Raw genomic sequence first — 20,286 nt, forward strand, 5'->3', positions numbered from 1 at the left:
ACCGGTGGCCGTGGCCGGGGAACGGCCGGGCCGCAAGGTACTGGCCCCCGCGCCGCCCCCGGTCGCCATTCCCGCCAGGCCGCCGACGAATGCACCCGCGCCACCGCCCTCGGTCACCCCGGAACCCCCGCCGCCGCCGCAGGCACCCGGCACCGTCCGCCTCGCGCAGGGCGGCACCGCCACGCTGGTTCGCAGGGACGTCGTCGACGGCGTGCTCCCCATCCCGGAGGGCGTCCGCGAGGCCACCTGGTGGGGTGCCCCGTTCGACGGGGCGCGGGGCGCCACCGTGCTCGCCGGGCACGTGAACTGGAAGGGCGCCACCGGCCCGTTCGCCGAGTTGTGGGAGGCCCGGCCCGGTGACCAGGTCACCGTCGTCGGCGGGGACGGCGCGACGTTCCGCTACCGGGTCAGCAGGCTCGTCACCGTCCACAAGGACGAGCTGCCCGGCCGTGCGCAGGAGCTGTTCGGCCAGGAGGGCGGGCACCGGCTCGTGCTCGTCACGTGTGGTGGCCGCTGGGTCGGCGGCCACGACGGCTACGAGGAGAACCGGGTCGTGATCGCGGAGCCGATCTGAGTTCCGGGAAACCGCCGGTCCGGCTCAGTCCTCGGCCGGTGCGGGGCCGAGCAGCGCGATCGACCCGCGCACCGCGACCTCGGTGATGTCGCGGATCTCGCCGCCGTCCTCGACGGTCGTCGCGATCAGCTCACGCAGGCCGCCGAGCAGCATCAGTGCCAGCTGCCCCGACACCGGCTCGGCACGCACGGCACGCCAGTTCTCCGTGTCGCACAACGTCTGGATCATCACGACGAACGCGGACATCACGTCGCGCTGCAGTTCGCGTGCCGCGGCGCCGAGCGAGGGCACGTCCCGGATCCAGCTCAGCGAGATCGCGGGCTGGGACTCCACGAACGCGACCCACGCCGCGACCGCCTGCCGCACCTGCGTCGCCCATCCCGCCCTCGGGTCCACCGCCGCCGAGATCTGGCGGATCGTCTCGGTGTTGGTGTCGGTGAGCAGCGCGACGAAGCACGCCTCTTTGCTGTCGAAGTGCTCGTAGAACGTGCGGCGCGACGTGCGTGCCCTGCGCACGATGTCGGCGACCGTGGTGGCGCGGTAGCCGTCGGCCTCGATCGACGCGGCGAGCCCGTCGAGCAGCCGCTGCCGGAACCCGCCGGGCTCGGCGTACCCCGCGGCCCCGCGCGGGTTCTGCTGGGTCGTCACCGGGGACACGCTAATACCTCCCGTCCTTGTGCCAGATGGTACGCGGGCGTACCGTCGGGTTGGTACGTTGGCGTACCAATGCGAAGGTGTTGTTCGATGACGACAGTGACCTCTCCTGGCCTGCCGCCCGGTCCGGCCAAGCCCCGTTTCGTCCAGGGCATCTACGCCATGGCGATGCCGGTGCGCGGGCTGCCGAAACTGCGGGCCCGCTACGGGAACGCGTTCACGGTCAACGTGCCGATCTTCGGCCGGGCGGTGGTGATCAGCGATCCCGCCGAGATCAAACAGCTGTTCCAGACCGACCCGGCCCTCGCGGGCAACATCGAACCCAACCTCGGCCGGGTGCTCGGTTCCCGGTCGCTGTTCGCGCTGGCGGGGGAGGAGCACCGGCAGCACCGCAAGCTCATCGTCCCGCCCTTCCACGGCCGCAGGCTGGTGGCCTACGAGCAGATCGTCGAGGACGAGACGGTCCGCGAGATGGCGTCGTGGCCGAGGGGGCGGCCGTTCCCGACGCTCCCGTCGGCCATGCGGATCACGCTCAATGCCATCCTGCGTGCCGTGTTCGGCGCCGAGGGGCAGGAGTTCGACGAGCTGCGGGCACTGCTGCCGAAGATGGTGACGCTCGGGTCGCGGCTCGCCGCCGTGCCGGTGCCGAAGTTCGGCGGCAGGATCGGCCCGTGGGCCCGGTTCTACGCGATGCGCCGCGAGTACGACCTGGTCGTCGACCGCCTCATCGCGAAGACGCGGCAGGCCGGTGACCTCGACGAGCGCGACGACGTGCTCGCGATGATGCTGCAGAGCCGCTACGACGACGGCACCGGCATGACCAGGCAGGAGATCGCCGACCACCTGCTCACCCTGCTCGCCGCCGGGCACGAGACGACCGCCACGACGCTCGCCTGGGCGGTGGAGCGGCTGCGCCGCCACCCGGACGTGCTGGCCGACCTGGTCGCCGAGGTCGACGCGGGCGGGAAGCGGCTCCGCGAGGCCACGATCATCGAGGTGCAGCGCACCCGGCCGGTGATCGACGTGGTGGGCAGGAAGGTGAAGGCGGACGCCATCGAACTCGGCCCATGGACCGTGCCGAAGGGGCACGCGATCATCGTCAGCATCGCGCTGATCCACAACGACGACGCGGTGTTCCCGGACGCGGCCAGGTTCGACCCCAGCCGGTTCACCGGCTCGCGGCCCGACCTGTACGAGTGGATCCCGTTCGGCGGTGGCACCCGGCGCTGCATCGGCGCGGCGTTCGCGAACATGGAGATGAACGTCGTATTGCGCACGATGCTGCGGGACGTGACGCTCGAACCGACGACGGAGACCGCCGAACGCTGGCACTCCCGCGGGATCGCCAACGCACCGGGTAACGGCGGGCTCGCGGTCGTGCGTGACAGGACGGTCCCATCCGCTGAAGCCATGTCTGATGTCAACTCGACGGGAGCCCGTTCGTGACCGAGAAGGTTGTCGCTGTCGGGCGGGAGATCTCCCTCGCCTACGAGGAGATCGGGGACGCGGGCGGGGAGCCGCTCGTGCTGGTGGCCGGGCTGGGGCAGCAGCTCCACAGCTGGCCGGACGAGTTCTGCGCGCAGCTCGCCGCACGCGGCTACCGGGTGGTGCGGTTCGACAACCGTGACGTCGGCCGGTCCACGCACGAGTCGTTCCGGCCGGCCAAGCTGGTGTCGATGCTCGTCGGCCGGTTCCCGGCCGGGCAGTACGACCTCACCGACCTTGCCGACGACACCGCCGGGCTGCTCGACGCGATCGGCCTGGCGAGTGCGCACCTCGTCGGGGTGTCGATGGGCGGCATGATCGCCCAGACCGTCGCGGCCCGGCACCCGGACCGGGTGCGGACGCTCACGTCGATCATGTCCACCACCGGGGCGCGCCGGATCGGGCGGCCCGCGATGTCCACCACCCGGCTGATGGGTGCCGCGCCGCCGAAGACGCGTGCGGACGCGATCGACCGTGCCATCACGATGTTCCGCCACATCGGCTCCCACGGGTTCCCGTTCGACGAGGAGCACGTGCGGGAGCGGGCGGGCCGCGGCTGGGACCGTGACCCGTCGTCGGCGGGGACCGGCCGCCAGCTCGGCGCGATCCTGAAGTCCGGTGACCGCACCCCGTCGCTGCGGTCGGTGACCGCGCCGACGCTGGTGATCCACGGCGACCGCGACCGGATGGTGCACCCGACCGGCGGCGCGGCCACGGTCCGCGCGATCACCGGCGCACGGCTGGAGACCATCACCGGCATGGGCCACGACCTGCCGAAGGGCGCGTGGCCCGCGTTGCTCGACCTCATCGACAACCACGCCCGCGCGACGAGGAGCACCGATGCCCGCGACACCACCGCGTCCTAGGCTCACCGGCCGTCCCGTCATGATCACCGGTGCCGCGTCCGGCATCGGCCGCGCACTCGCGGTCCGCCTCGCGCGGGCCGGTTCCCCGGTCGCGATCGCCGACAACGACGAGTCGGGGCTGAAGGAGACCGCGGCGTCCCTGCCCGGCCGGGTGCTGGTCCGCGTGCTCGACGTGCGGGACGCCGAGGACCAGCTGCGGTTCGCGGGCGAGGTGCGGGACTGGCTGACCGCACCGCTCGCCGCCGTGTTCAACAACGCCGGGGTCGCGGTGACCTCAAGCGTGCTGGACACGGTCGCGGCGGACGACGACTGGCTGCACGACATCAACTTCCACGGCGTCGTCAACGGCACGCGGGCGTTCCTGCCGATCCTCGTCGAGCAGGACGACGGCGTCATCGTGAACACGTCCAGCGTGTTCGGGCTCGCCGGGATGCCGTACCAGAGCGCGTACTGCGCGGCGAAGTTCGCCGTCCGCGGCTTCACCGAGTCGCTGCGGCACGAGCTGCGGGGCACGGGCGTGCGTGCGGTCACCGTGCACCCGGGCGGGATCACCACGAACATCGCCCGCAACGCCCGCATGCGCAAGGATCCCGAGGGGCTCGGGCGGACCAGGGAGCAGATGGCGGCGCAGTTCGAGGCGATCACGATGACCTCGCCGGAGAAGGCGGCCGCGATCATCCACGGTGGTGTGGAACGGGGGAGGGCCCGCATCCTCGTCGGCCCGGACGCGTACCTGTTCGACGCGCTGACCCGCATCGCGCCGACGCACTACTACTCGGTGCTCTCCCGGCTGCGGTCCCGGTTGCGTGCCAGCTAGTGGCCCGGCTCAGAATGTTGGCCGTTTATCGGCGGGTCCACGGCGTGGCTGGGCGGGGCGACGGGACGGCGCTCGTACTGGGTGTACTCGGCCGTTCCGGCAACCCGTCCAGGCGCGTCGTGGGCGGGTCGAGACATGGTGACCGTTCTGAGCCGGGCCGCTAGCACTCGGAGCCTATTAAGCATTCGGTTACGCGGCGCTTGCGACCAGGTCATACGGTCACGACTATCCCGCCATGGAGGCGAGCGGCATCCCGAGGGTCCGCGGCGATGGCGGCCGCCCTGAACGCGTGTTCCGGCGGTCCTTCTGCTCGAACGCGCGCTGGCGCGCGCGGAGGCGAGGAGGGGCGTGATGGGGCTGTGGTGGGCAGGCGCACTCGCGCTGGTTGTCGTGGTGGCGCCGGTGACGGTCGTGCTGCTCAACCGGATCCTCACCGCGGTGGACCGGATCCGGGACGCGGCCGACGAGATCCGCACCGACGGCGCCGCGCTGAACGACGCGCTCGAACCGGTGCCCACGCTGCTCGCGAAGACCGACGAGACGATCGCCGAGGTTCAGGTCGGCGCGGTCCGGTACGCGGACAGCGCGCAACTGCTTCTTCTGCGGAGCGAACCCCAGTCCCCCGCGAGAGTGGAGGACTGATGCCTGCCGTCGCATGGGTCACGCTGGCGGCCGCCGCACTGATCATCGGTCTGACCGCGGTGGCGCTGGTGCGCGTGATCATCCGCCTGAGGGCCGTCGCGGGCACGCTGGAGGCGCTGACCGGCGGCGTCGAGTCGATCGCGGAACGGACCCGCCCGGTGCCCCCGCGCCTGATGTCGGTCAACGCCAACCTGGCGCCGGTCCGCGAGTGGGCGGAGGACGTGCGATGACCGGATGGACCGTGGGGCTGGTCATCGGGCTCGTCGTGGTGGCGGCGGTGGTCGCGCTGGTGATCCCGATCATCCTGCTGGCGCGCCGGATCGCGGCCCAGACGGCCCGGATCGACGCCGCGCTGACGAAGGCGGAGCACAACACGGCGCCGCTCTGCGCGCTGAGGACGACCATCGACCACGCGGAGACCATCGGCGCCGGTCTCGCCCGCGCCCGGTCGCGACTTGGAGGATGACGTGGTCACGTACTGGAACGTGGTTCTCGTGCTGGGCGCGGTGGTGATACTCGCGCTGTTCGCGCTGCTGTCCCTGCTCGTGCACTTCGTGAAGCAGATGGATCTGCGGGTCGCCGCGGTCCGCGACACGCTCGCGGCGGTCACGGAACACACCGCGAACACGGCGCTGATCCCGAGGGCGGCCGAGAGCGTGGACGCGGTGCTCGCGGAAGGGCTGCGACACCACGCGTTCCTCGGCCACGTCACCTCGGGAGGTGAGCCGTGACCACCCTCGTCGTGCTGACGGTCGTCGAGATCGTCGTCCTGATCGCGGGTCTCGCGTTCTTCCTGTACCGGATCGGCACGCTGCTGCGCCGCATCGCGAGGAACATGGAGGAGTCGAGCGAGCTGGTGAAGAAGGTGCACGAGGACGCGGCGGCCATCGCGCCGGGCCTGGAACACCTCAACCGCACCGGTGGCGTCGTGGCGAGCACGCTGCCGCTGCTGTACACGGCCGCGGAGAAGATCGTCGCGACAGATCCCCGACGCTCCCGGCGGCACCACACCTTGCCGATGCGCTGAAGGGCACCGGTCCGGCGGGATAGTGTCGGGTGGGTGCGTTTCACCCTGCCCATCGTGACCGCCCGGCTTGTGTTGCGGCCCTTCACCCTCGACGACGTCGACCGGGTGCACGACTACCAGCGGTTGCCCGAGGTGGCGCGGCACCTGCTGTGGGAGCCCCGCGACCGGGAGCAGACCAGGACGGCCGTCGAGCAGATGGCCACCGAGACCACGCTCGACGGCGAAAACGACTGCCTGTGTCTCGCCGTGGTGCGCGGCGACGTGGCGATCGGGCAGGTCGAGCTGGTGCGGCGGGGCCCGGAGCACGGCGAGCTGGGGTACATCTTCCACCCTGACCACCACGGCAAGGGGTTCGCGACCGAGGCGGCCATGGCACTCCTCCACCTCGGGTTCGACCTCGGCATGACCGAGATCATCGGGCGGTGCTCCGCGCGCAACGACGCCTCCGTGCACCTCCTGCGACGCCTTGGCATGCGCCAGACGGCGGCCGACCGCGTGTTCGTCAAGGGCGAGTGGCGGGACGCACTGACCTTCTCGGTCACCCGGACGGATGAGCCGCGCTGAGCTGCCCGGAACCGGTTGCAGAAAATCCCGTCGGCCTCTTGTCCGACTGGTCTGGACCATGGCACCCTTTGTTGCTAGGAACAACAAACAAACGAAAACGTCGGCGGTGACAAGGATGTCCACGCGACCCTCTCGACGACCCCGTATCGGCATGGTCCTCGCGACCGTGGCTGCGGCCGTGCTCTCCACGATGGCAGCCGTGGCGAGCCCAGCGGCCAACCAGGCAGAAGCAGCACCACAAGGCGACGGCAACGACGTCGGCATAGCCGCGACGACCTTCGCCGACGAGTTCAACGCATCGGCCGGCACGCCGGTGAACGGCTCCAAGTGGAACATGGAGACCGGCGACAACGTCAACAACCACGAGCGGCAGTACTACACGAACAGCACCAGCAACGCCGTGCACGACGGCCAGGGCAACCTGGTCATCACCGCGCGGCGGGAGAACCCTGGCAACTACCAGTGCTGGTACGGCCGGTGCGAGTACACGTCCGCGCGGCTCAACACCTCCGGCAAGTTCACCCAGACCTACGGCACCTTCGAGACCCGGCTCAAGATGTCGCGCGGACAGGGCATGTGGCCCGCGTTCTGGATGCTCGGCACCGGCGGCGGCTGGCCGGACGCCGGCGAGATCGACATCATGGAGAACGTCGGGTTCGAGCCGAACACGGTGCACGGCACGATCCACGGTCCCGGCTACTCCGGCGCGGGCGGGATCGGCGCGGGCTACTCGATCGGCAACCCCTTCGCGGACGGGTTCCACACGTTCCGCGTCGACTGGTCGCCGAACCGGCTGGTGTGGTCGGTGGACGGGAACGTCTACCAGACAAGGACTCCGTCGGACCTCGGCGGCAGGCGATGGGTGTTCGACCACCCGTTCTTCCTGATACTGAACCTGGCCGTCGGCGGCTACTGGCCGGGTGACCCGGACGGCGGCACCCAGTTCCCGAACACGCTGACCATCGACTACGTGCGCGTCACCAACGACTCGGGCGGCGGTGGCACCGGCGGGCAGATCAGGGGCATCGGCGGCAAGTGCGTCGACGTGGCGAGCGCCAGCACCGCGAACGGCACACCGGTGCAGCTGTACGACTGCAACGGCACCACGGCACAGCGGTGGACGGTGAACTCCGACGGCTCGATCCGCGCGCTGGGCAAGTGCCTGGACGTCACCTCGGCGTCCACAGCGGACGGTGCGAAGATCCAGCTCTGGGACTGCAACGGCTCCGGCGCGCAACGCTGGGCCGTCTCTGGCGCGAACGACATCGTGAACATCGCCGCGAACAAGTGCCTCGACGCGGAGGGCAGCAGTTCCGCCAACGGCACGAGGTTGCAGATCTGGACCTGCACAGGCGCCGCCAACCAGAAGTGGACCGTCGGCTGACGATGGTCCCGTAAGCCCCGGCGAGGGCGTCGCTCCGGCAATAGCGGCGCTCTCGCCGGTCCCATGTCGCCTCGAAACCCCTGCAATCGAGGAGCACCCCATGCGCACTTCCCTGCGGCGCACCACAATCCTGCTCAGCACGAGTCTGCTCACGGCCGCCGGACTGATGCTCCCGGCGATGCCGGCGCAGGCCGAGGGCGAGCAGGTGAACATCTGGCTCACCACCACCGACGACGCCGACGGCCTGCACGTCACCCGCGGCCTCGCGCAGCAGACCCCCGTGAACTTCGCGGCGGGCAACGGTTCCGGCGCCGTGACGCTCACTGTCGACGAGAACCAGCAGTACCAGCCGTTCGAGGGCGGCGGCGCGTCGTTCACCGACTCGGCGGCGTGGCTGATGAACTCCTCCGGCATCCTGTCGGCGAGCACCCGCGACGCGACGATGCGCAAGCTGTTCGACCCGAACGAGGGGATCGGCCTGTCGTTCATCCGCAACCCGATGGGCGGCTCGGACCTGGCGCGGTCCAGCTACACCTACGACGACATGCCTGCCGGGCAGACGGACCCGAACCTCGACCGCTTCTCCATCCAGCACGACCTCGCCGACGTGGTGCCGCTGACCAAACGGGCACTGCAGCTGAACCCGGCGATCAAGGTGATGGGCACGCCGTGGTCCCCGCCGCCGTGGATGAAGGACAACGACGACTACAAGCTCGGCTGGGTCGAGTCGCAGTACTACCCCGCGCTCGCGCAGTACTTCGTCAAGTACATCCAGGCCTATGGGGCACAGGGCATCCCGATCAACTTCGTGTCGGTGAACAACGAGCCGACGTGCTGCGCCTCCTACCCGTCGGCCAACTGGAACGGCTCGGGCCTGCAGTTCTTCACGAAGACGAACCTGCTGCCCGCGCTGCAGAACGCCGGACTGTCCACAAAGGTCCTCGCGCTGGACTGGAACTGGGACCAGTACGCGTCGTTCGGCGCGCCGACGGTCGCCGACGCCGCGATCCGCAACCACCCGAACTTCGGCGGTATCGCGTGGCACGGCTACGGCGGCGACGTCGGGCAGCAGACCACCGTGCAGAACCAGTACCCCGGGATCCCGCAGTACGACACGGAGATGTCCGGCGGCACCTGGGTCGGCAACCAGCACTCCGACGACATGAACAACATCATCGGCTACACGCGGAACTGGGGCCGCACGGTCACCAAGTGGAGCCTCGCGATCGACCAGAACCACAACCCGCACAACGGCGGCTGTGACGTCTGCACCGGTCTCGTGACCGTCCACAACGGAGACTCGCAGCACGGGCAGGCCGAGCTGACCATCGAGTACTACACGATGGGGCACCTGACGAAGTTCGTGAAGCCGGGCGCCCGGCGCATCCAGTCGAACGACAACGGCTCGGTGCGCAACGTCGCGTGGCGCAACCCGGACGGCACGAAGGCACTGATCGCGTACAACACCACCGGTTCCACGCAGAACGTACGGGTGAACTGGGGTGGCCAGTCGTTCTCGTACGACCTGCCGGCACGGACCTCGGCGACGTTCACGTGGAGCGGCAACCAGAGCTCCGGCGGAGGCGGCACCGGCGGCCAGATCACCGGCATCGGCGGCAAGTGCGTCGACGTCGCTGGCGCGAGCAGCGCGAACGGCACCGCCGTGCAGCTCTACGACTGCAACGGCTCCACGGCACAGCGGTGGACGGTCGGCACCGACGGCACGATCCGCGCGCTGGGCAAGTGCCTCGACGTGACGGGTGCCTCCACATCGGACGGTGCGAAGCTCCAGCTGTGGGACTGCACCGGCTCCGGCGCGCAGTCGTGGCGGGTCACGGCGGCCCGCGACATCGTGAACGTCGCCGCGAACAAGTGCCTCGACGCGACCGGCAACACGTCCGCGAACGGGACCAGACTGCAGATCTGGAGCTGCACGGGAGCGACGAACCAGAAGTGGACGACGCCATAGCCGAGGTACTGCTGATCGGCGGCCGGTCCGGAGCCGGGAAGACCACCGTCGGCTGGGAGGTCGCCGCCCGGCTCCGGGCGGCGACCGTCCCGCACGCGATCATCGACGGGGACTTCATGGGTCAGGTGTATCCCGTGCCCGACGACCTGCCCGGCCTGGTCGAACGAAACCTGGCGGCCGTGTGGGCGAACTACGCCGCGCTCGGCTGCGAGCGGCTCGTCTACGTGAACACGTTGAGCGTGCTGCCATCGGCGGCCGGGATGTTCCGCCGGGCGCTCGGGCGCCGCGTGCGGCTGGTGCCCGTGCTGCTCACCGCGTCCGACGCGACCGTGGCGACCCGCCTGGCACAGCGCGAACTCGGGTCCGAACTGACCGACGGGCTGGCGGCCAGCGCCGAGCGGAACCGCGTGCTCACCCAGCTCGCCGACGTGGTGCGGGTGGCCACCGACGGGCGGTCCGTGGTGGACATCGCGCGGGAGGTGGTCGTGGCCAGTGGCTGGGTGCCGGATTTCCGTAGGCTGTAGGTCGTGATGCAGGAGACGCAGGCGCCGTGGCCGGGCCGGGACAACCTCACGATCACGGCGGTACGTGCGATCGTGACCGCGCCGGAAGGCATCCCGCTGGTCGTGGTGCGGGTGGACACGTCGGAACCGGGCCTGTACGGGCTCGGGTGCGCCACGTTCACCCAGCGTTTCCACGCGGTCGCGGCGACCGTCGACCAGCACGTCGCGCCGATGCTCGTCGGCAGGCATCCCGCCGACATCGAGGACATCAACCGGCTGATCCACCTGTCCTCGTACTGGCGGAACGGGCCGGTGCTGAACAACGCACTGTCCGGTGTGGACCAGGCGCTGTGGGACATCGCGGGCAAACGCGCCGGTATGCCGGTCTACGAGTTGCTCGGCGGCCGCGTGCGCGCGGCCGCCGACACCTACCTGCACGCGGCGGGCGCCACCATTGAGGAGACGGTGGAGAACGCACATCGGCTGCTGTCGACGGGTCTGCGGCACGTGCGGCTGCAGACCGGCGGGCCGGGCCTCGGCACCTACGGCGCGCCGGGCACCCCCGGCGGCTACCCGGACGCGCCGTACCCGGACGGCTGGGACGTGAACCGGTATCTGGCGGCGACCCCGCGCCTGTTCGAGAAGGCCCGCGCGGTGCTGGGTGAGGAGGTGGAGCTGCTGCACGACGTGCACTCCCGCCTCACCCCGAAGCAGGCAGTGGTGCTGGCGCGGGCACTGGAGCCCTTCCGGCTGTTCTTCCTCGAGGACGTGGTCGCGCCGGAGCACTACGACCGGCTGCCGGAGGTCCGCGAGGCGTCACCGGTCCCGATCGCGGTCGGCGAGCAGCTCTCGTCGCTGACCGACGCGGCCCGGTTCGTCCAGACGCACGCGGTCGACCTGCTGCGGGTGCACGTGTCGACGGTCGGCGGCCTGTCCGCGTGCCGGAAACTGGTGGCGCTGTGCGAGTTCAACGGCGTGCGCACCGCGTGGCACGGCCCAGGCGACGTGTCCCCGGTCGGTGTGGCGGCGAACATCGCACTGGACGTGACCACGTCCGCGTTCGGCATCCAGGAAGGCCACGTCTACCACGACGCGACACGGGAGGTCTTCCCTGGCACACCGGTCGCGGTCAACGGCTACCTGTACCCGTCGGACAACCCGGGCTGGGGCGTCGATCTCGACGAGACCCTCGCGGCGAGGTACCCGCCGGAGACGGGTCTCCACGAACGCTGGGCGGCCCGGGTCCGCCGCCCGGACGGCGGACTCGAGTCCCCATAGCGAACCTACGAGCCGGAAATGTTGACCATCCACGAGATGCCGAAGCGGTCGACACACATGCCGAACTCGTCACCCCACATCTGCTTCTCCAGCGGCATCGCGACCGTGCCGCCATCGGAGAGCTTGTCCCAGTACCCGCGCAGTTCGTCGGCGTTGTCGCCGCTCAGGCTCACCGAGATGTTGTTGCCCGGGTTGTGCGGCTGCCCTGGCGGGTTGTCGGCCCCCATGATCGTGTAGCCGCTCGTCGTCTCGAGCTGGCTGTGCATGATCCCCTCCGGCGCCTGCCCGGAGTTGTCGAAGTCACTGAACGTGTTCAGCGTCAGCGTGCCGCCGAACACCTGCTCGTAGAATTCCATGGCCTGCCTGGCGTTGCCGGCAAAGCTGATGTACGGATTGAGCGTCGATGCCATGGCCGTACATCCTCGCAGACCAGAGTAGTCACGACAACGGTGTGCACACGACCGTGAACGCTGTCTTCCTCAGCGTGAGCACAAACCCGGACAACGCGCCAGGACCACACGAAGCGGTGCCGATGCCCTGCTGACCGACGTCGATCGTCAACCACACAGCGTCACCCGCGGTGAGTTCGTTGCGGTGGGTCGCGGCGGCCAGGTCTGCGTCGGTCCACCGGCGGGCGGCGAACCCGAAGTCACCCGCGACGCGCAGGCCCCGGCCGTCGGCGCCGGTGAACTCCGCCCACCGGACCTCCGCGCGCCTGCCGTTCTCCTGTGGCCGGACGTAGGGCGTCTGCAGTTCGTCCACTGTGGACTCCCAGCGGCCGACGCGGGTGGCGTGGCCGGTGTCAGGGTACGCCTCGCCGGGGCCGCGGCCGAACCACGTCACCCGCTCGATCGACGCGGGCAGCGGCAGCGAGATCGCCAGCTTGCCGATCGGCTCCGGCCATTCGCCGTCCGGTTCGACCGACACGGTCAGCGCGAGCCCGGCTCCCGCCGACGCCCACTCGTAGGTGACACGCGCGCCCCGGGCGAGTGCCGCCGCCGCAGTCCGTTCCCGCACGACCAGCGTCTCGCCCACCTCGACACCGTCGTGCCGGTGCGTGAGCCGGTGCAGGCCGAGGGCGTGCCAGGCCTGGTCGAGGTGGGCGTTCTCACCGCGGTCGTTGTCGGTCGGCGCCCGCCAGAGCGCCAGGTGCGGTGCGCCGACGGGCAACCCGCCGAGCGCACGCAGCCGTCCGGTGGGGTCGAACTCCCCTGGCCCGAAGGAGAAACCACCGTCGGTCCACTGTGGACGGTCGATGCCCGGCGGCACGGCGAACCCGGGTGCGGAGAGCTGGTGCTGCGCCCACGCGACCTCGTGCCCGGCAGGCGCCCACGGCTCGTCCGACGCCAGCACGGCACGGACGGTCAGCCAGGTCTCCTCGCCGAACTCGGGCAGCTCCGGCAGCGCCGCCGACCCGGCCGACAGGTCCAGCTCGCCGGACACGTCGCCCGCCGACCACTCGAACCGCAACGACGGCACCGGACGCAGTTGTTCGACGGCGACCCGGCCGTCCGCGAACGAGATCCGGATGGGTTCGTAGACCTTCTTGACGTCGAGCAGGCCCGGCGATGGCGTGCGGTCCGGGTACAGCAGCCCGTCGATCACGAAGTTGCCGTCGTGCAACGGTTCGCCGTAGTCACCGCCGTACGCGTACTCCAGCGTGGGGTGCCGCAGCCCGTGGTCGATCCACTCCCACACGAACCCGCCCGCGACCCTCGGGTACCTGTCGAACAGGGCGACGTACTCGGCGAGCCCGCCCGGCCCGTTGCCCATCGCGTGCGCGTACTCGCACTGCAGGAACGGGATCCCCTGCTCCTGCCCGATCCTGTCGACCTCGGCGTGCGTGGCGTACATGCGGCTGTACACGTCGACGTAGGCGCAGTCGGCGTCCCCCTCGTAGTGCACCGGGCGCGACGGATCCCGGTCCCGCACCCACGAGGCCATCGCGGCGAGGTTCGCGCCGGTGTGGCTCTCGTTGCCCAGCGACCAGAGCACGATGCTCGGGTGGTTCTTGTCGCGCTCGACCGTGCGGCGCATGCGGTCCAGATAGGACTCCCGCCACTCCGGCACGTCCGAGGGGTTGCGTTCCCAGTCCGCGAAGCGGAACCCGTGCGTCTCGAGGTCGCATTCGTCGATCACCCACAGGCCAAGCTCGTCGCACAGGTCGAGGAACGCGGGATGTGGCGGGTAGTGGCTGGTACGCACGGCGTTGATGTTGTGCCGCTTCATGAGCAGCACGTCCTCGCGCATGGTCTCGTACGGCACCGCGCGGCCGTGGTCGGGGTGGAACTCGTGCCGGTTCACGCCACGCAGTGCCAGCGGCTCGCCGTTGACCAGCAGCACACCGTCCGCTATGGACACCGTGCGAAAGCCGACGCGCAGCCGGACCGTCTCGCCGGCCGTCGACACCGTCGCGTCGTAGAGCCGGGGCCGTTCGGCACTCCACGGCTCGACCGGCACGGTGACCACCTCGCCGGTGGCGACCTCGACACCGAGATCGGGCACCGACACGGTCGCGGGCACGGACGCGTCGACCAGCAGCGTGCCATGACCGTCCTGATAGGACGCGTGCACGAACACGTCATCGAGGTCGCCGCGCGCCGCCAGCGTCACGGAACGGAAGATGCCGGGCAGCCACCACTGGTCCTGGTCCTCGAGGTAGCTCGCGGCCGACCACTGGTGCACGCGCACGGCCAGCACGTTGCGGCCGGGCCTCGGGGTCACGTCGAACTCGGCGGGCAGCCGCGAGCCGGTGAAGAACCCCAGTTCCTCGCCGTTCAGCCACACCTTCGCGCACGACTCGACGCCATCGAACCGCAGCACCACCCGCCGCCCAGCCCACTCGTCCGGCAGGTCGAACGCGACGCGGTGGTCACCGGTCGGGTTCTCCTCCGGCGGGTGCGGCGGGTCGATCGGGAACGGGTAGACCACGTTGGTGTACCACGGGTTTCCATGCCCGAGCAGGGGCCAGTGACACGGGACGGCGAGCGTGTCCCAGCCGCTGTCGTCGAAGCCGGGCGCGGTGAAGTCCACCGGCACGTCCGCGACCGGCGACAGCCGGAACCGCCAGTCACCGTCGAGCACGAGCCGGGGCGCGTCGGTGTGGAGGTACGCGCGGGGGGCGCGGATACCGTGGTGCGGAACGAAGTCGTCGTAGTAACCCGGTGTCGATGATTCACTCGCAAGCTCGTTCACGATGCTCCCAGTGCGGCGGGCGTGATGTCGAAGAGGTGCTCCGGGGTGAACCCGAGCAGCGCGGTGGCGGCGGATGTGTCGATCGGCACGGCGCGGCCGGGCAGCGGCACGCGACGGGGCACGTCGGGCAGGTAGCGCGCGAGAAGGTCCTCGGTCGGGTACGGCGAGAGCGTCTCTGGCGCGGCCAGGTACAACGGGTGGGCGCCGGTGAACTGCGCGGTGATCCCGAGCCGGCACGCGGTCGCCGCGTCCCGCATGTCGAGGTAGCTCCACACCTCGTTCGCGCCAGCGCCGGGGGCGACGCGGTACTCGGCCGCGTACTCGGTGAGGAACTCCGGCGTCCCGAGCTTCGGGAACCGCAACGCGACGACGCCCATCCCGTCGCGACGCGCGACCATCGCGGCGGTGGCCTCGTCGGCCTGTTTCGACAGTGCGTACGGGTCGGCGGCCTGCAGCGGCATGGCCTCGTCGATCGGCACGTAGTCCGGCACGGCGGGGTGCGGCGCGAACGGCAACCCGGTGATCGACAGGCTGCTCGCGATCACCGCACGCGTGACCCCGGCCCGCGCGGCCTGGTCGAGCACGACGAACGTGGCGGCGGCATTGCCGATGAAGACGTCTTCCGGTGTGCCACGGTCGGGGGCGGGAATGGCGGCGAGGTGAATGACGGCGTCGACCCCGGCCATGGCCTTGGCGACCAGGTCAAGGTCACTCGCGCTGCCGAAGAAGAAGGTGTCCACGGTCCCCGGATCGACGCGGTCGAGACCGACGACGGTCACGCCGTGCGCCGCGAGATCACGCAGCACCGCGCTGCCAAGCCGGCCAGCCGCCCCGGTGACCAGCACCCGGCTCGGTACGTTGCTCATCACGGACCAGCATAGGTGCCCCAGCCCCCGATCACCCGCAATGGCGGCCCCACACCCGCAGGGTGCGATGCCAGTGTCCCGAAAGACGTTTTCGGATCGTTGAGCGTCCCGCGGCGCCACCCGGAGCCAAGCTCAGTCAGCTGATACCGAGGGGGCGGACCACCGTGGGCGCTGGCAGATCGTCGGGTATCCGGCATGGCCCGCGCGGGCCGTACATGGACATCGGCGCCTCAGGTGCCCACGGCGGCGGCAGAGTCAGGATCGCCCGGAGACACCACACCGCGTCCCCGTTGTGGTACTCCCACAGAACCGACGGCGGCCGGAACAAGTCCTCCGGATGATACGTCGGTGCCCGATACGCGGTGGCCGACCCGTCGGGCCGGAGCAGCAGAACATCAACCACATGGGCGTCATGCCACTGGAAAACCCCCGCGAGCAACGCTGGGTCGTTAGGGTCACCCCACCGAAAAAGCGTCCAGCGGCGATAACGCAACTCTCTCAACAGGTCATCGAACGTCAACGGCAGAGTTGGTCTCGGTTGCGCGACTCCTGGAGCCGGTCGCTGACCGGCCGCCTCGGTTTTGTGCATGGCCCCGCCTCCCGTTAGTCCTTCACCACCGAGGCTAAGCTCAGTTTTAAAAGCTCGCTCGAACTTTTAAAACCTGAGGGGACACTTGAATGGCTGGCAAGGACGCTACGACGCGTGACCGTCAGGTCGGGCTTCGACTCCGGGCGCTTCGAGAGACACGGGGGGTCACCCAGGAAGCTCTAGCCGTCGTGGTCGGCCTCAGCCCGTCCATGTTGCAGCGGATGGAGACAGGCAAGCGTCGTATCGAACCCGAGACCGTGGCCACCATTACTACCTACCTTCAGGTCCCAGCCAACGAGAGACAGGAGTTGATCGACGTACTGAAGGCGGGAGACAAGGGTGGATGGTGGGAGCACCCGCTACCTGGAGTACCCGAAGAGATGGGACTGCTGGCTAGCTACGCCGCCGATGCGGACAGCCTCACGGACTGGTCGTTGCTGCTCGTGCCCGGCTTGTTGCAGATCGAGCCCTACGCCCGTGCGATGTGGATAGCTAACGGAGTCCCAGCCGAGGAGGCTGACCTCCGATGGGTGGCACGGAAGCGGCGTCAGGAGATCCTTGGCACGATCGACTACACGGCGTTTATCTACGAGGGAGCGCTGCACGTACCGTTCGGCGGACCCGAAGTGCACAGACAACAGATCACGCACCTCATGACGGCGCGTGATCGCGGTATTTCTGTGCGTATAGTTCGCGAGCGGCAACCCATCGGTGTCTTACTTCACAGCTGGCTCTACATGACCTTTCCAAGCGTGGACCCGGTGGTCAACGTCGAGGTCTACGGAGGTGGCTTCTACCTGGAAGAAGATCGGGTAGAGCCGTACACGCGGCGGGTGGAGATGCTGCACGACCTGGCACTTTCAAGCTCTGAAAGCCGGTCTATGCTCCAGGCATTGCTTAAGGAGTGATCATGACGTGGCGTAAATCTTCGTACTCGGACACCGACGGTAACTGTGTCGAAGTCCGAGGAGAGCTGAACGCTGTCCGGGACAGCAAGGACGCGAACGGCCCAGTGCTGACGACCTCGGCGTTTCGCGATCTTGTTCGAGACGTCAAGGCCGGTCGATTCGACCGCTGAACACGACAAAGGCCCCCGGCTACGGCTGGGGGCCTTCTCTATGCGCCACCGCTTCCCAACCCTCGAACTCGGCGTCCCCGCAGACGATGCAGGGGTCGGCAAAGTCGTTTCCACTGGTCAGCGAGGGCGATCCGATGTCCCGAAAGCGCCTAGTCGGGACACCGCGCCAGTCCTCCACCCCTGACCGGCCGCTGCCGGAGCCGGGCGCTGCGCACCCAGCGAGAGCGCTGGCCCCCTCGAACCACGCTACGGCACGGCACCGACAGCAGCGGACGAACGCGGGCCGGTTGTCCACAGGTCAGACAGTTGTCCACAGGCGAACGCCGAACCGAGCTGGACTGTCGGTGGCCGCCGGTAGCGTGGTGACCGGGGGCCGGAGGCCCCTCACGCCACCGTCTCCAGCAGGCGTGCCAGTACCGGCGACCGGTTCTGCCGGGACCACGCCAGTGCCATCTCCCACCGGGGCAGGTCATCGGCCAGTGGCCGGTAGACCACCGCCGTCTCGTCCGTGTGCGGGGTCGGCGCGATCAGCAGCGAAACCCCGAGGTCGGCCGCCACCAGCGCGACGATCGTCTGCACGTCGACGGCCTCCTGCACGATCCTCGGGCTGAACCCGGCGTCGCGGCAGAACCCGATGATCGTGTCGTGCACGGTGGGCCCGGACTCGCGGCCGTAGAGCACGAACGGCTCGTCCGCCAGGTCGGCGAGCGACAGGCGCCGCCGTCTCGCCAGCCGGTGGCCGCCCGGCAGCGCGACCATCAGTGGATCGTGCGACAGGGTCCGCAGCTCCAGGTCCGGCGCCTGTACCGGCGGGCGCAGCAGACCGACGTCAATGGCGTCGTCGGTGAGTGCCGCCAGCTGTCGCAGCGTGGTCATGGCCGTCACCTCCACCCGCACCGACGGCCACGCGGCACTGAAGACTCGGACCATGGTCGGCAGCGCCTCGAACGTCGCCGACTGGACGAAGCCGATCCGCAGCACCCCCAGCTCACCCCGGTGCGCCTGACCCGCCGCCGACACCAGGTCGTCCGCCCTGCGCACCAGGTCACGCGCGCCCGCCGCGAACACCTCACCGGCGGCGGTCAGCGCCAGCGCCCGCCTGCTCCGGTCGAACAGCGGCACGCCGACCGCCCGCTCCAGCGCCGCGACCTGCCTGGACAGCGACGGCTGCGTGATGTGCAGCCGATCCGCCGCCCGGCCGACATGTCCCTCCTCGACGACCGTCAGGAACGAGCGCACCTGTCGTAGTTCCATGCGTTAGGCGTATCAGAAGTACGGATAATTTGCATTGGACGTATCCGACAACCCGTACCTAGTAGTGCTTTGTTATGTCGGCGTGTCGGCTTGATTGTCCTTTGTGGATGGTGGTTGTGTTGCTGGTGTGACTCCTGAGGAGATTGAGTTGGTGCGGCCGCGGTTGGTGGAGTTCACCGCGGGGATGTTGGGCGGGTTGGCGCGGTCGGATCAGCGGGCCAAGGGCGAGTTGTACATGCGTGGCCTGTTGACTGATGGCGCGCGGAAGTCGATGCAGCCGATGGCGGAGCGGCTGGGTGTGGATCATCAGGGGTTGCAGCAGTTCATCACGTCCTCGACCTGGGACTACACGCAGGTGCGGGCGAACGTGGCCACGTGGGCGGTAGATGCGATCAATCCGGACGCGTACGTGGTCGACGACAGTGGGTTCGCCAAGGACGGCAAGTCCTCGCCGTGTGTGGCGCGGCAGTACTCGGGCACGTTGGGCAAGGTCGGGAACTGTCAGATCGGGGTGAGCGTGCAGATGGCGACCGATCATGCCTCGCTGGCGGCGGACTGGCGGCTGTTCTGCCCGCCGTCGTGGGACGACACCACGATCGAGGACCCCGCGGTTGCCGAGCAGACCCGGAGTCGGCGTGCGCGGGCCGGGATCCCCGATTCGGTGCGGCATCGGGAAAAGTGGCGGCTGGCGTTGGACATGCTCGACGAGATGCTCAACCCCGCCACCAGCAGCGGCCCGGACAGCGGGGCGGTTGGTGGGTGGGGTTTGCCGAAGCGGCCGGTGGTGGGTGACTCCGGCTACGGGGATGCCGCCGAGTTCCGGCTCGGGTTGACCGAACGCGGCCTGGTCTATGCGCTGCAGGTTGACCCCACGGCCATTGCCCACCCCGGCGACGCGACGCCTGTCGTCCCGGTCTTCTCCGGGCGAGGCCGCCCACCCAGGCCGCGCTATCCCGACAAGCCCCCCACCCTCCGCGATCTCGCGCTCGCCGCCGGACAGAGCGCTTGCAGACCCATCACCTGGCGCAACGGCAGCAAGAAAACCAAGGACAACCCGACCGCGGCCATGCGGTCGCATTTCCTGGCCATCCGCGTCCGTCTCGCCAGCCGACACATCCCCCGAGCCGAGGATGGCAGCCTGCCCGACGAGTGGCTCATCGCGGAATGGCCACCCGACCAACCCGAACCCGTCAAGTACTGGCTGTCCACCCTGCCACCGCCCACCAAACTCAAAACCCTTGTCAGGCTGGCCAAGCTCCGCTGGCGCATCGAACACGACTACCGCGAACTCAAAACAGGTCTCGGACTCGACCACTTCGAAGGCCGCAACCACCTCGGCTGGCACCGCCACGTCACCCTCACCGTCCTCGCCCAAGCCTTCTGCCACCTTCTGCGACTCGACCCAAAAGCGGATGCGCCGGCCTGACCCTCTACGCAGTCCTCCGCGAACTGCAACAACATCTCGTCGTCATCGCCGGCGCATGCCACACCTGCCAACGCCCCTTTCCCTTACACGCAACGACCTAACAAAGCACTACTAG

22 protein-coding genes are annotated in these 20,286 nt (G+C 69.4%); 17 read left to right on the top strand and 5 right to left on the bottom strand.

Annotated elements, in window-relative coordinates:
* Positions 1-4: 4 nt before the first annotated feature.
* Positions 5-574, top strand: a complete 570-nt coding sequence (locus WBA97_RS02450; RefSeq protein WP_424229009.1) for a class F sortase — start codon at positions 5-7, stop codon at positions 572-574.
* Between the two features lie 24 nt (positions 575-598).
* Here the strand turns inward: WBA97_RS02450 and WBA97_RS02455 are convergent, their stop codons facing one another.
* On the bottom strand, positions 599-1,222 hold the full coding sequence (locus WBA97_RS02455) for a TetR/AcrR family transcriptional regulator (protein WP_424228990.1): 624 nt from the start codon (positions 1,220-1,222) through the stop codon (positions 599-601).
* A 96-nt stretch (positions 1,223-1,318) separates the two neighbouring features.
* Between WBA97_RS02455 and WBA97_RS02460 the strand changes: the two genes are divergently transcribed.
* From WBA97_RS02460 to WBA97_RS02520, 13 genes are all read left to right on the top strand, one after another.
* On the top strand, positions 1,319-2,674 hold the full coding sequence (locus WBA97_RS02460; protein WP_424228991.1) for a cytochrome P450: 1,356 nt from the start codon (positions 1,319-1,321) through the stop codon (positions 2,672-2,674).
* The gene (locus WBA97_RS02465; protein WP_424228992.1) at positions 2,671-3,579 is read left to right on the top strand and encodes an alpha/beta fold hydrolase; all 909 of its coding nucleotides are present in this window, start codon (positions 2,671-2,673) and stop codon (positions 3,577-3,579) included. Before WBA97_RS02460 ends, WBA97_RS02465 begins: the two co-directional genes overlap by 4 nt.
* Positions 3,554-4,396, top strand: a complete 843-nt coding sequence (locus tag WBA97_RS02470) for an SDR family NAD(P)-dependent oxidoreductase (protein ID WP_424228993.1) — start codon at positions 3,554-3,556, stop codon at positions 4,394-4,396. Before WBA97_RS02465 ends, WBA97_RS02470 begins: the two co-directional genes overlap by 26 nt.
* Before the next feature lie 351 nt (positions 4,397-4,747).
* Positions 4,748-5,038: a hypothetical protein gene (locus tag WBA97_RS02475; RefSeq protein ID WP_424229010.1), complete on the top strand. Its 291-nt coding sequence runs from the start codon at positions 4,748-4,750 to the stop codon at positions 5,036-5,038.
* Positions 5,038-5,268 (top strand): hypothetical protein, encoded by a 231-nt coding sequence (locus WBA97_RS02480; RefSeq protein WP_424228994.1) that lies wholly within the window; start codon positions 5,038-5,040, stop codon positions 5,266-5,268. The genes WBA97_RS02475 and WBA97_RS02480 overlap by 1 nt, the downstream gene beginning before the upstream one ends.
* Complete coding sequence (locus WBA97_RS02485) at positions 5,265-5,504, top strand: hypothetical protein (RefSeq protein ID WP_424228995.1); 240 nt, start codon at positions 5,265-5,267, stop codon at positions 5,502-5,504. Before WBA97_RS02480 ends, WBA97_RS02485 begins: the two co-directional genes overlap by 4 nt.
* A gap of 1 nt (position 5,505) precedes the next feature.
* Positions 5,506-5,769, top strand: coding sequence for a hypothetical protein (locus WBA97_RS02490; protein ID WP_424228996.1), 264 nt, complete (start codon positions 5,506-5,508; stop codon positions 5,767-5,769).
* Positions 5,766-6,065, top strand: a complete 300-nt coding sequence (locus tag WBA97_RS02495; RefSeq protein WP_424228997.1) for a hypothetical protein — start codon at positions 5,766-5,768, stop codon at positions 6,063-6,065. The genes WBA97_RS02490 and WBA97_RS02495 overlap by 4 nt, the downstream gene beginning before the upstream one ends.
* Before the next feature lie 54 nt (positions 6,066-6,119).
* On the top strand, positions 6,120-6,629 hold the full coding sequence (locus WBA97_RS02500; RefSeq protein ID WP_424228998.1) for a GNAT family N-acetyltransferase: 510 nt from the start codon (positions 6,120-6,122) through the stop codon (positions 6,627-6,629).
* A gap of 115 nt (positions 6,630-6,744) precedes the next feature.
* A complete protein-coding gene (locus WBA97_RS02505; RefSeq protein WP_424228999.1) occupies positions 6,745-8,013 on the top strand; it encodes a lectin in 1,269 nt (422 codons plus the stop codon).
* Positions 8,014-8,113: 100 nt separating this feature from the next.
* The gene (locus WBA97_RS02510; RefSeq protein ID WP_424229000.1) at positions 8,114-9,982 is read left to right on the top strand and encodes a ricin-type beta-trefoil lectin domain protein; all 1,869 of its coding nucleotides are present in this window, start codon (positions 8,114-8,116) and stop codon (positions 9,980-9,982) included.
* The gene (locus WBA97_RS02515) at positions 9,967-10,506 is read left to right on the top strand and encodes a hypothetical protein (protein WP_424229001.1); all 540 of its coding nucleotides are present in this window, start codon (positions 9,967-9,969) and stop codon (positions 10,504-10,506) included. The genes WBA97_RS02510 and WBA97_RS02515 overlap by 16 nt, the downstream gene beginning before the upstream one ends.
* A 6-nt stretch (positions 10,507-10,512) precedes the next feature.
* Positions 10,513-11,763, top strand: a complete 1,251-nt coding sequence (locus tag WBA97_RS02520; RefSeq protein ID WP_424229011.1) for an enolase C-terminal domain-like protein — start codon at positions 10,513-10,515, stop codon at positions 11,761-11,763.
* 5 nt (positions 11,764-11,768) lie between these two features.
* On the opposite strand, the gene WBA97_RS02525 is transcribed toward WBA97_RS02520, so the two are convergent.
* Genes WBA97_RS02525 through WBA97_RS02535 form a run of 3 tightly spaced genes read right to left on the bottom strand, consistent with a single transcriptional unit; the run spans position 11,769 to position 15,824 of the window.
* Positions 11,769-12,173: a VOC family protein gene (locus tag WBA97_RS02525; RefSeq protein WP_424229002.1), complete on the bottom strand. Its 405-nt coding sequence runs from the start codon at positions 12,171-12,173 to the stop codon at positions 11,769-11,771.
* Between the two features lie 28 nt (positions 12,174-12,201).
* Positions 12,202-14,958, bottom strand: coding sequence for a glycoside hydrolase family 2 TIM barrel-domain containing protein (locus WBA97_RS02530; RefSeq protein ID WP_424229003.1), 2,757 nt, complete (start codon positions 14,956-14,958; stop codon positions 12,202-12,204).
* The gene (locus tag WBA97_RS02535; RefSeq protein ID WP_424229004.1) at positions 14,955-15,824 is read right to left on the bottom strand and encodes an NAD-dependent epimerase/dehydratase family protein; all 870 of its coding nucleotides are present in this window, start codon (positions 15,822-15,824) and stop codon (positions 14,955-14,957) included. Before WBA97_RS02535 ends, WBA97_RS02530 begins: the two co-directional genes overlap by 4 nt.
* A 678-nt stretch (positions 15,825-16,502) precedes the next feature.
* Here WBA97_RS02535 and WBA97_RS02540 point away from each other — a divergent pair.
* Together WBA97_RS02540 and WBA97_RS02545 are read left to right on the top strand one after the other, a co-directional pair.
* Positions 16,503-17,321 (top strand): helix-turn-helix domain-containing protein, encoded by an 819-nt coding sequence (locus WBA97_RS02540; protein ID WP_424229005.1) that lies wholly within the window; start codon positions 16,503-16,505, stop codon positions 17,319-17,321.
* A 2-nt stretch (positions 17,322-17,323) separates the two neighbouring features.
* Entirely contained in the window at positions 17,324-17,491 is a 168-nt protein-coding gene (locus WBA97_RS02545; protein WP_424229006.1) for a DUF397 domain-containing protein, read from the top strand.
* 384 nt (positions 17,492-17,875) lie between these two features.
* Here WBA97_RS02545 and WBA97_RS02550 read toward each other — a convergent pair whose 3' ends face one another.
* Positions 17,876-18,745 carry a LysR family transcriptional regulator gene (locus WBA97_RS02550; protein ID WP_424229007.1) on the bottom strand — a complete coding sequence of 290 codons (870 nt, stop codon included), beginning with the start codon at positions 18,743-18,745 and terminating at the stop codon, positions 17,876-17,878.
* 127 nt (positions 18,746-18,872) lie between these two features.
* Between WBA97_RS02550 and WBA97_RS02555 the strand changes: the two genes are divergently transcribed.
* Positions 18,873-20,171, top strand: a complete 1,299-nt coding sequence (locus WBA97_RS02555) for an IS701 family transposase (RefSeq protein WP_424229008.1) — start codon at positions 18,873-18,875, stop codon at positions 20,169-20,171.
* Positions 20,172-20,286 lie beyond the last annotated feature (115 nt).

This window comes from Actinophytocola sp. (genome assembly GCF_049647105.1).
Lineage (GTDB): Bacteria > Actinomycetota > Actinomycetes > Mycobacteriales > Pseudonocardiaceae > Actinophytocola.

What these genes read in the sequence shown, in the direction of transcription:
- WBA97_RS02520 (WP_424229011.1), top strand. Translation starts at nt 10,513, where the DNA reads ATGCAGGAGACGCAGGCGCCGTGGCCGGGCCGGGACAACCTCACGATC.
- WBA97_RS02505 (WP_424228999.1), top strand. Translation starts at nt 6,745, where the DNA reads ATGTCCACGCGACCCTCTCGACGACCCCGTATCGGCATGGTCCTCGCG.
- WBA97_RS02525 (WP_424229002.1), bottom strand. Translation starts at nt 12,173, where the DNA reads ATGGCATCGACGCTCAATCCGTACATCAGCTTTGCCGGCAACGCCAGG.
- WBA97_RS02540 (WP_424229005.1), top strand. Translation starts at nt 16,503, where the DNA reads ATGGCTGGCAAGGACGCTACGACGCGTGACCGTCAGGTCGGGCTTCGA.
- WBA97_RS02545 (WP_424229006.1), top strand. Translation starts at nt 17,324, where the DNA reads ATGACGTGGCGTAAATCTTCGTACTCGGACACCGACGGTAACTGTGTC.
- WBA97_RS02475 (WP_424229010.1), top strand. Translation starts at nt 4,748, where the DNA reads ATGGGGCTGTGGTGGGCAGGCGCACTCGCGCTGGTTGTCGTGGTGGCG.
- WBA97_RS02535 (WP_424229004.1), bottom strand. Translation starts at nt 15,824, where the DNA reads ATGAGCAACGTACCGAGCCGGGTGCTGGTCACCGGGGCGGCTGGCCGG.
- WBA97_RS02470 (WP_424228993.1), top strand. Translation starts at nt 3,554, where the DNA reads ATGCCCGCGACACCACCGCGTCCTAGGCTCACCGGCCGTCCCGTCATG.
- WBA97_RS02550 (WP_424229007.1), bottom strand. Translation starts at nt 18,745, where the DNA reads ATGGAACTACGACAGGTGCGCTCGTTCCTGACGGTCGTCGAGGAGGGA.
- WBA97_RS02480 (WP_424228994.1), top strand. Translation starts at nt 5,038, where the DNA reads ATGCCTGCCGTCGCATGGGTCACGCTGGCGGCCGCCGCACTGATCATC.
- WBA97_RS02485 (WP_424228995.1), top strand. Translation starts at nt 5,265, where the DNA reads ATGACCGGATGGACCGTGGGGCTGGTCATCGGGCTCGTCGTGGTGGCG.
- WBA97_RS02460 (WP_424228991.1), top strand. Translation starts at nt 1,319, where the DNA reads ATGACGACAGTGACCTCTCCTGGCCTGCCGCCCGGTCCGGCCAAGCCC.
- WBA97_RS02510 (WP_424229000.1), top strand. Translation starts at nt 8,114, where the DNA reads ATGCGCACTTCCCTGCGGCGCACCACAATCCTGCTCAGCACGAGTCTG.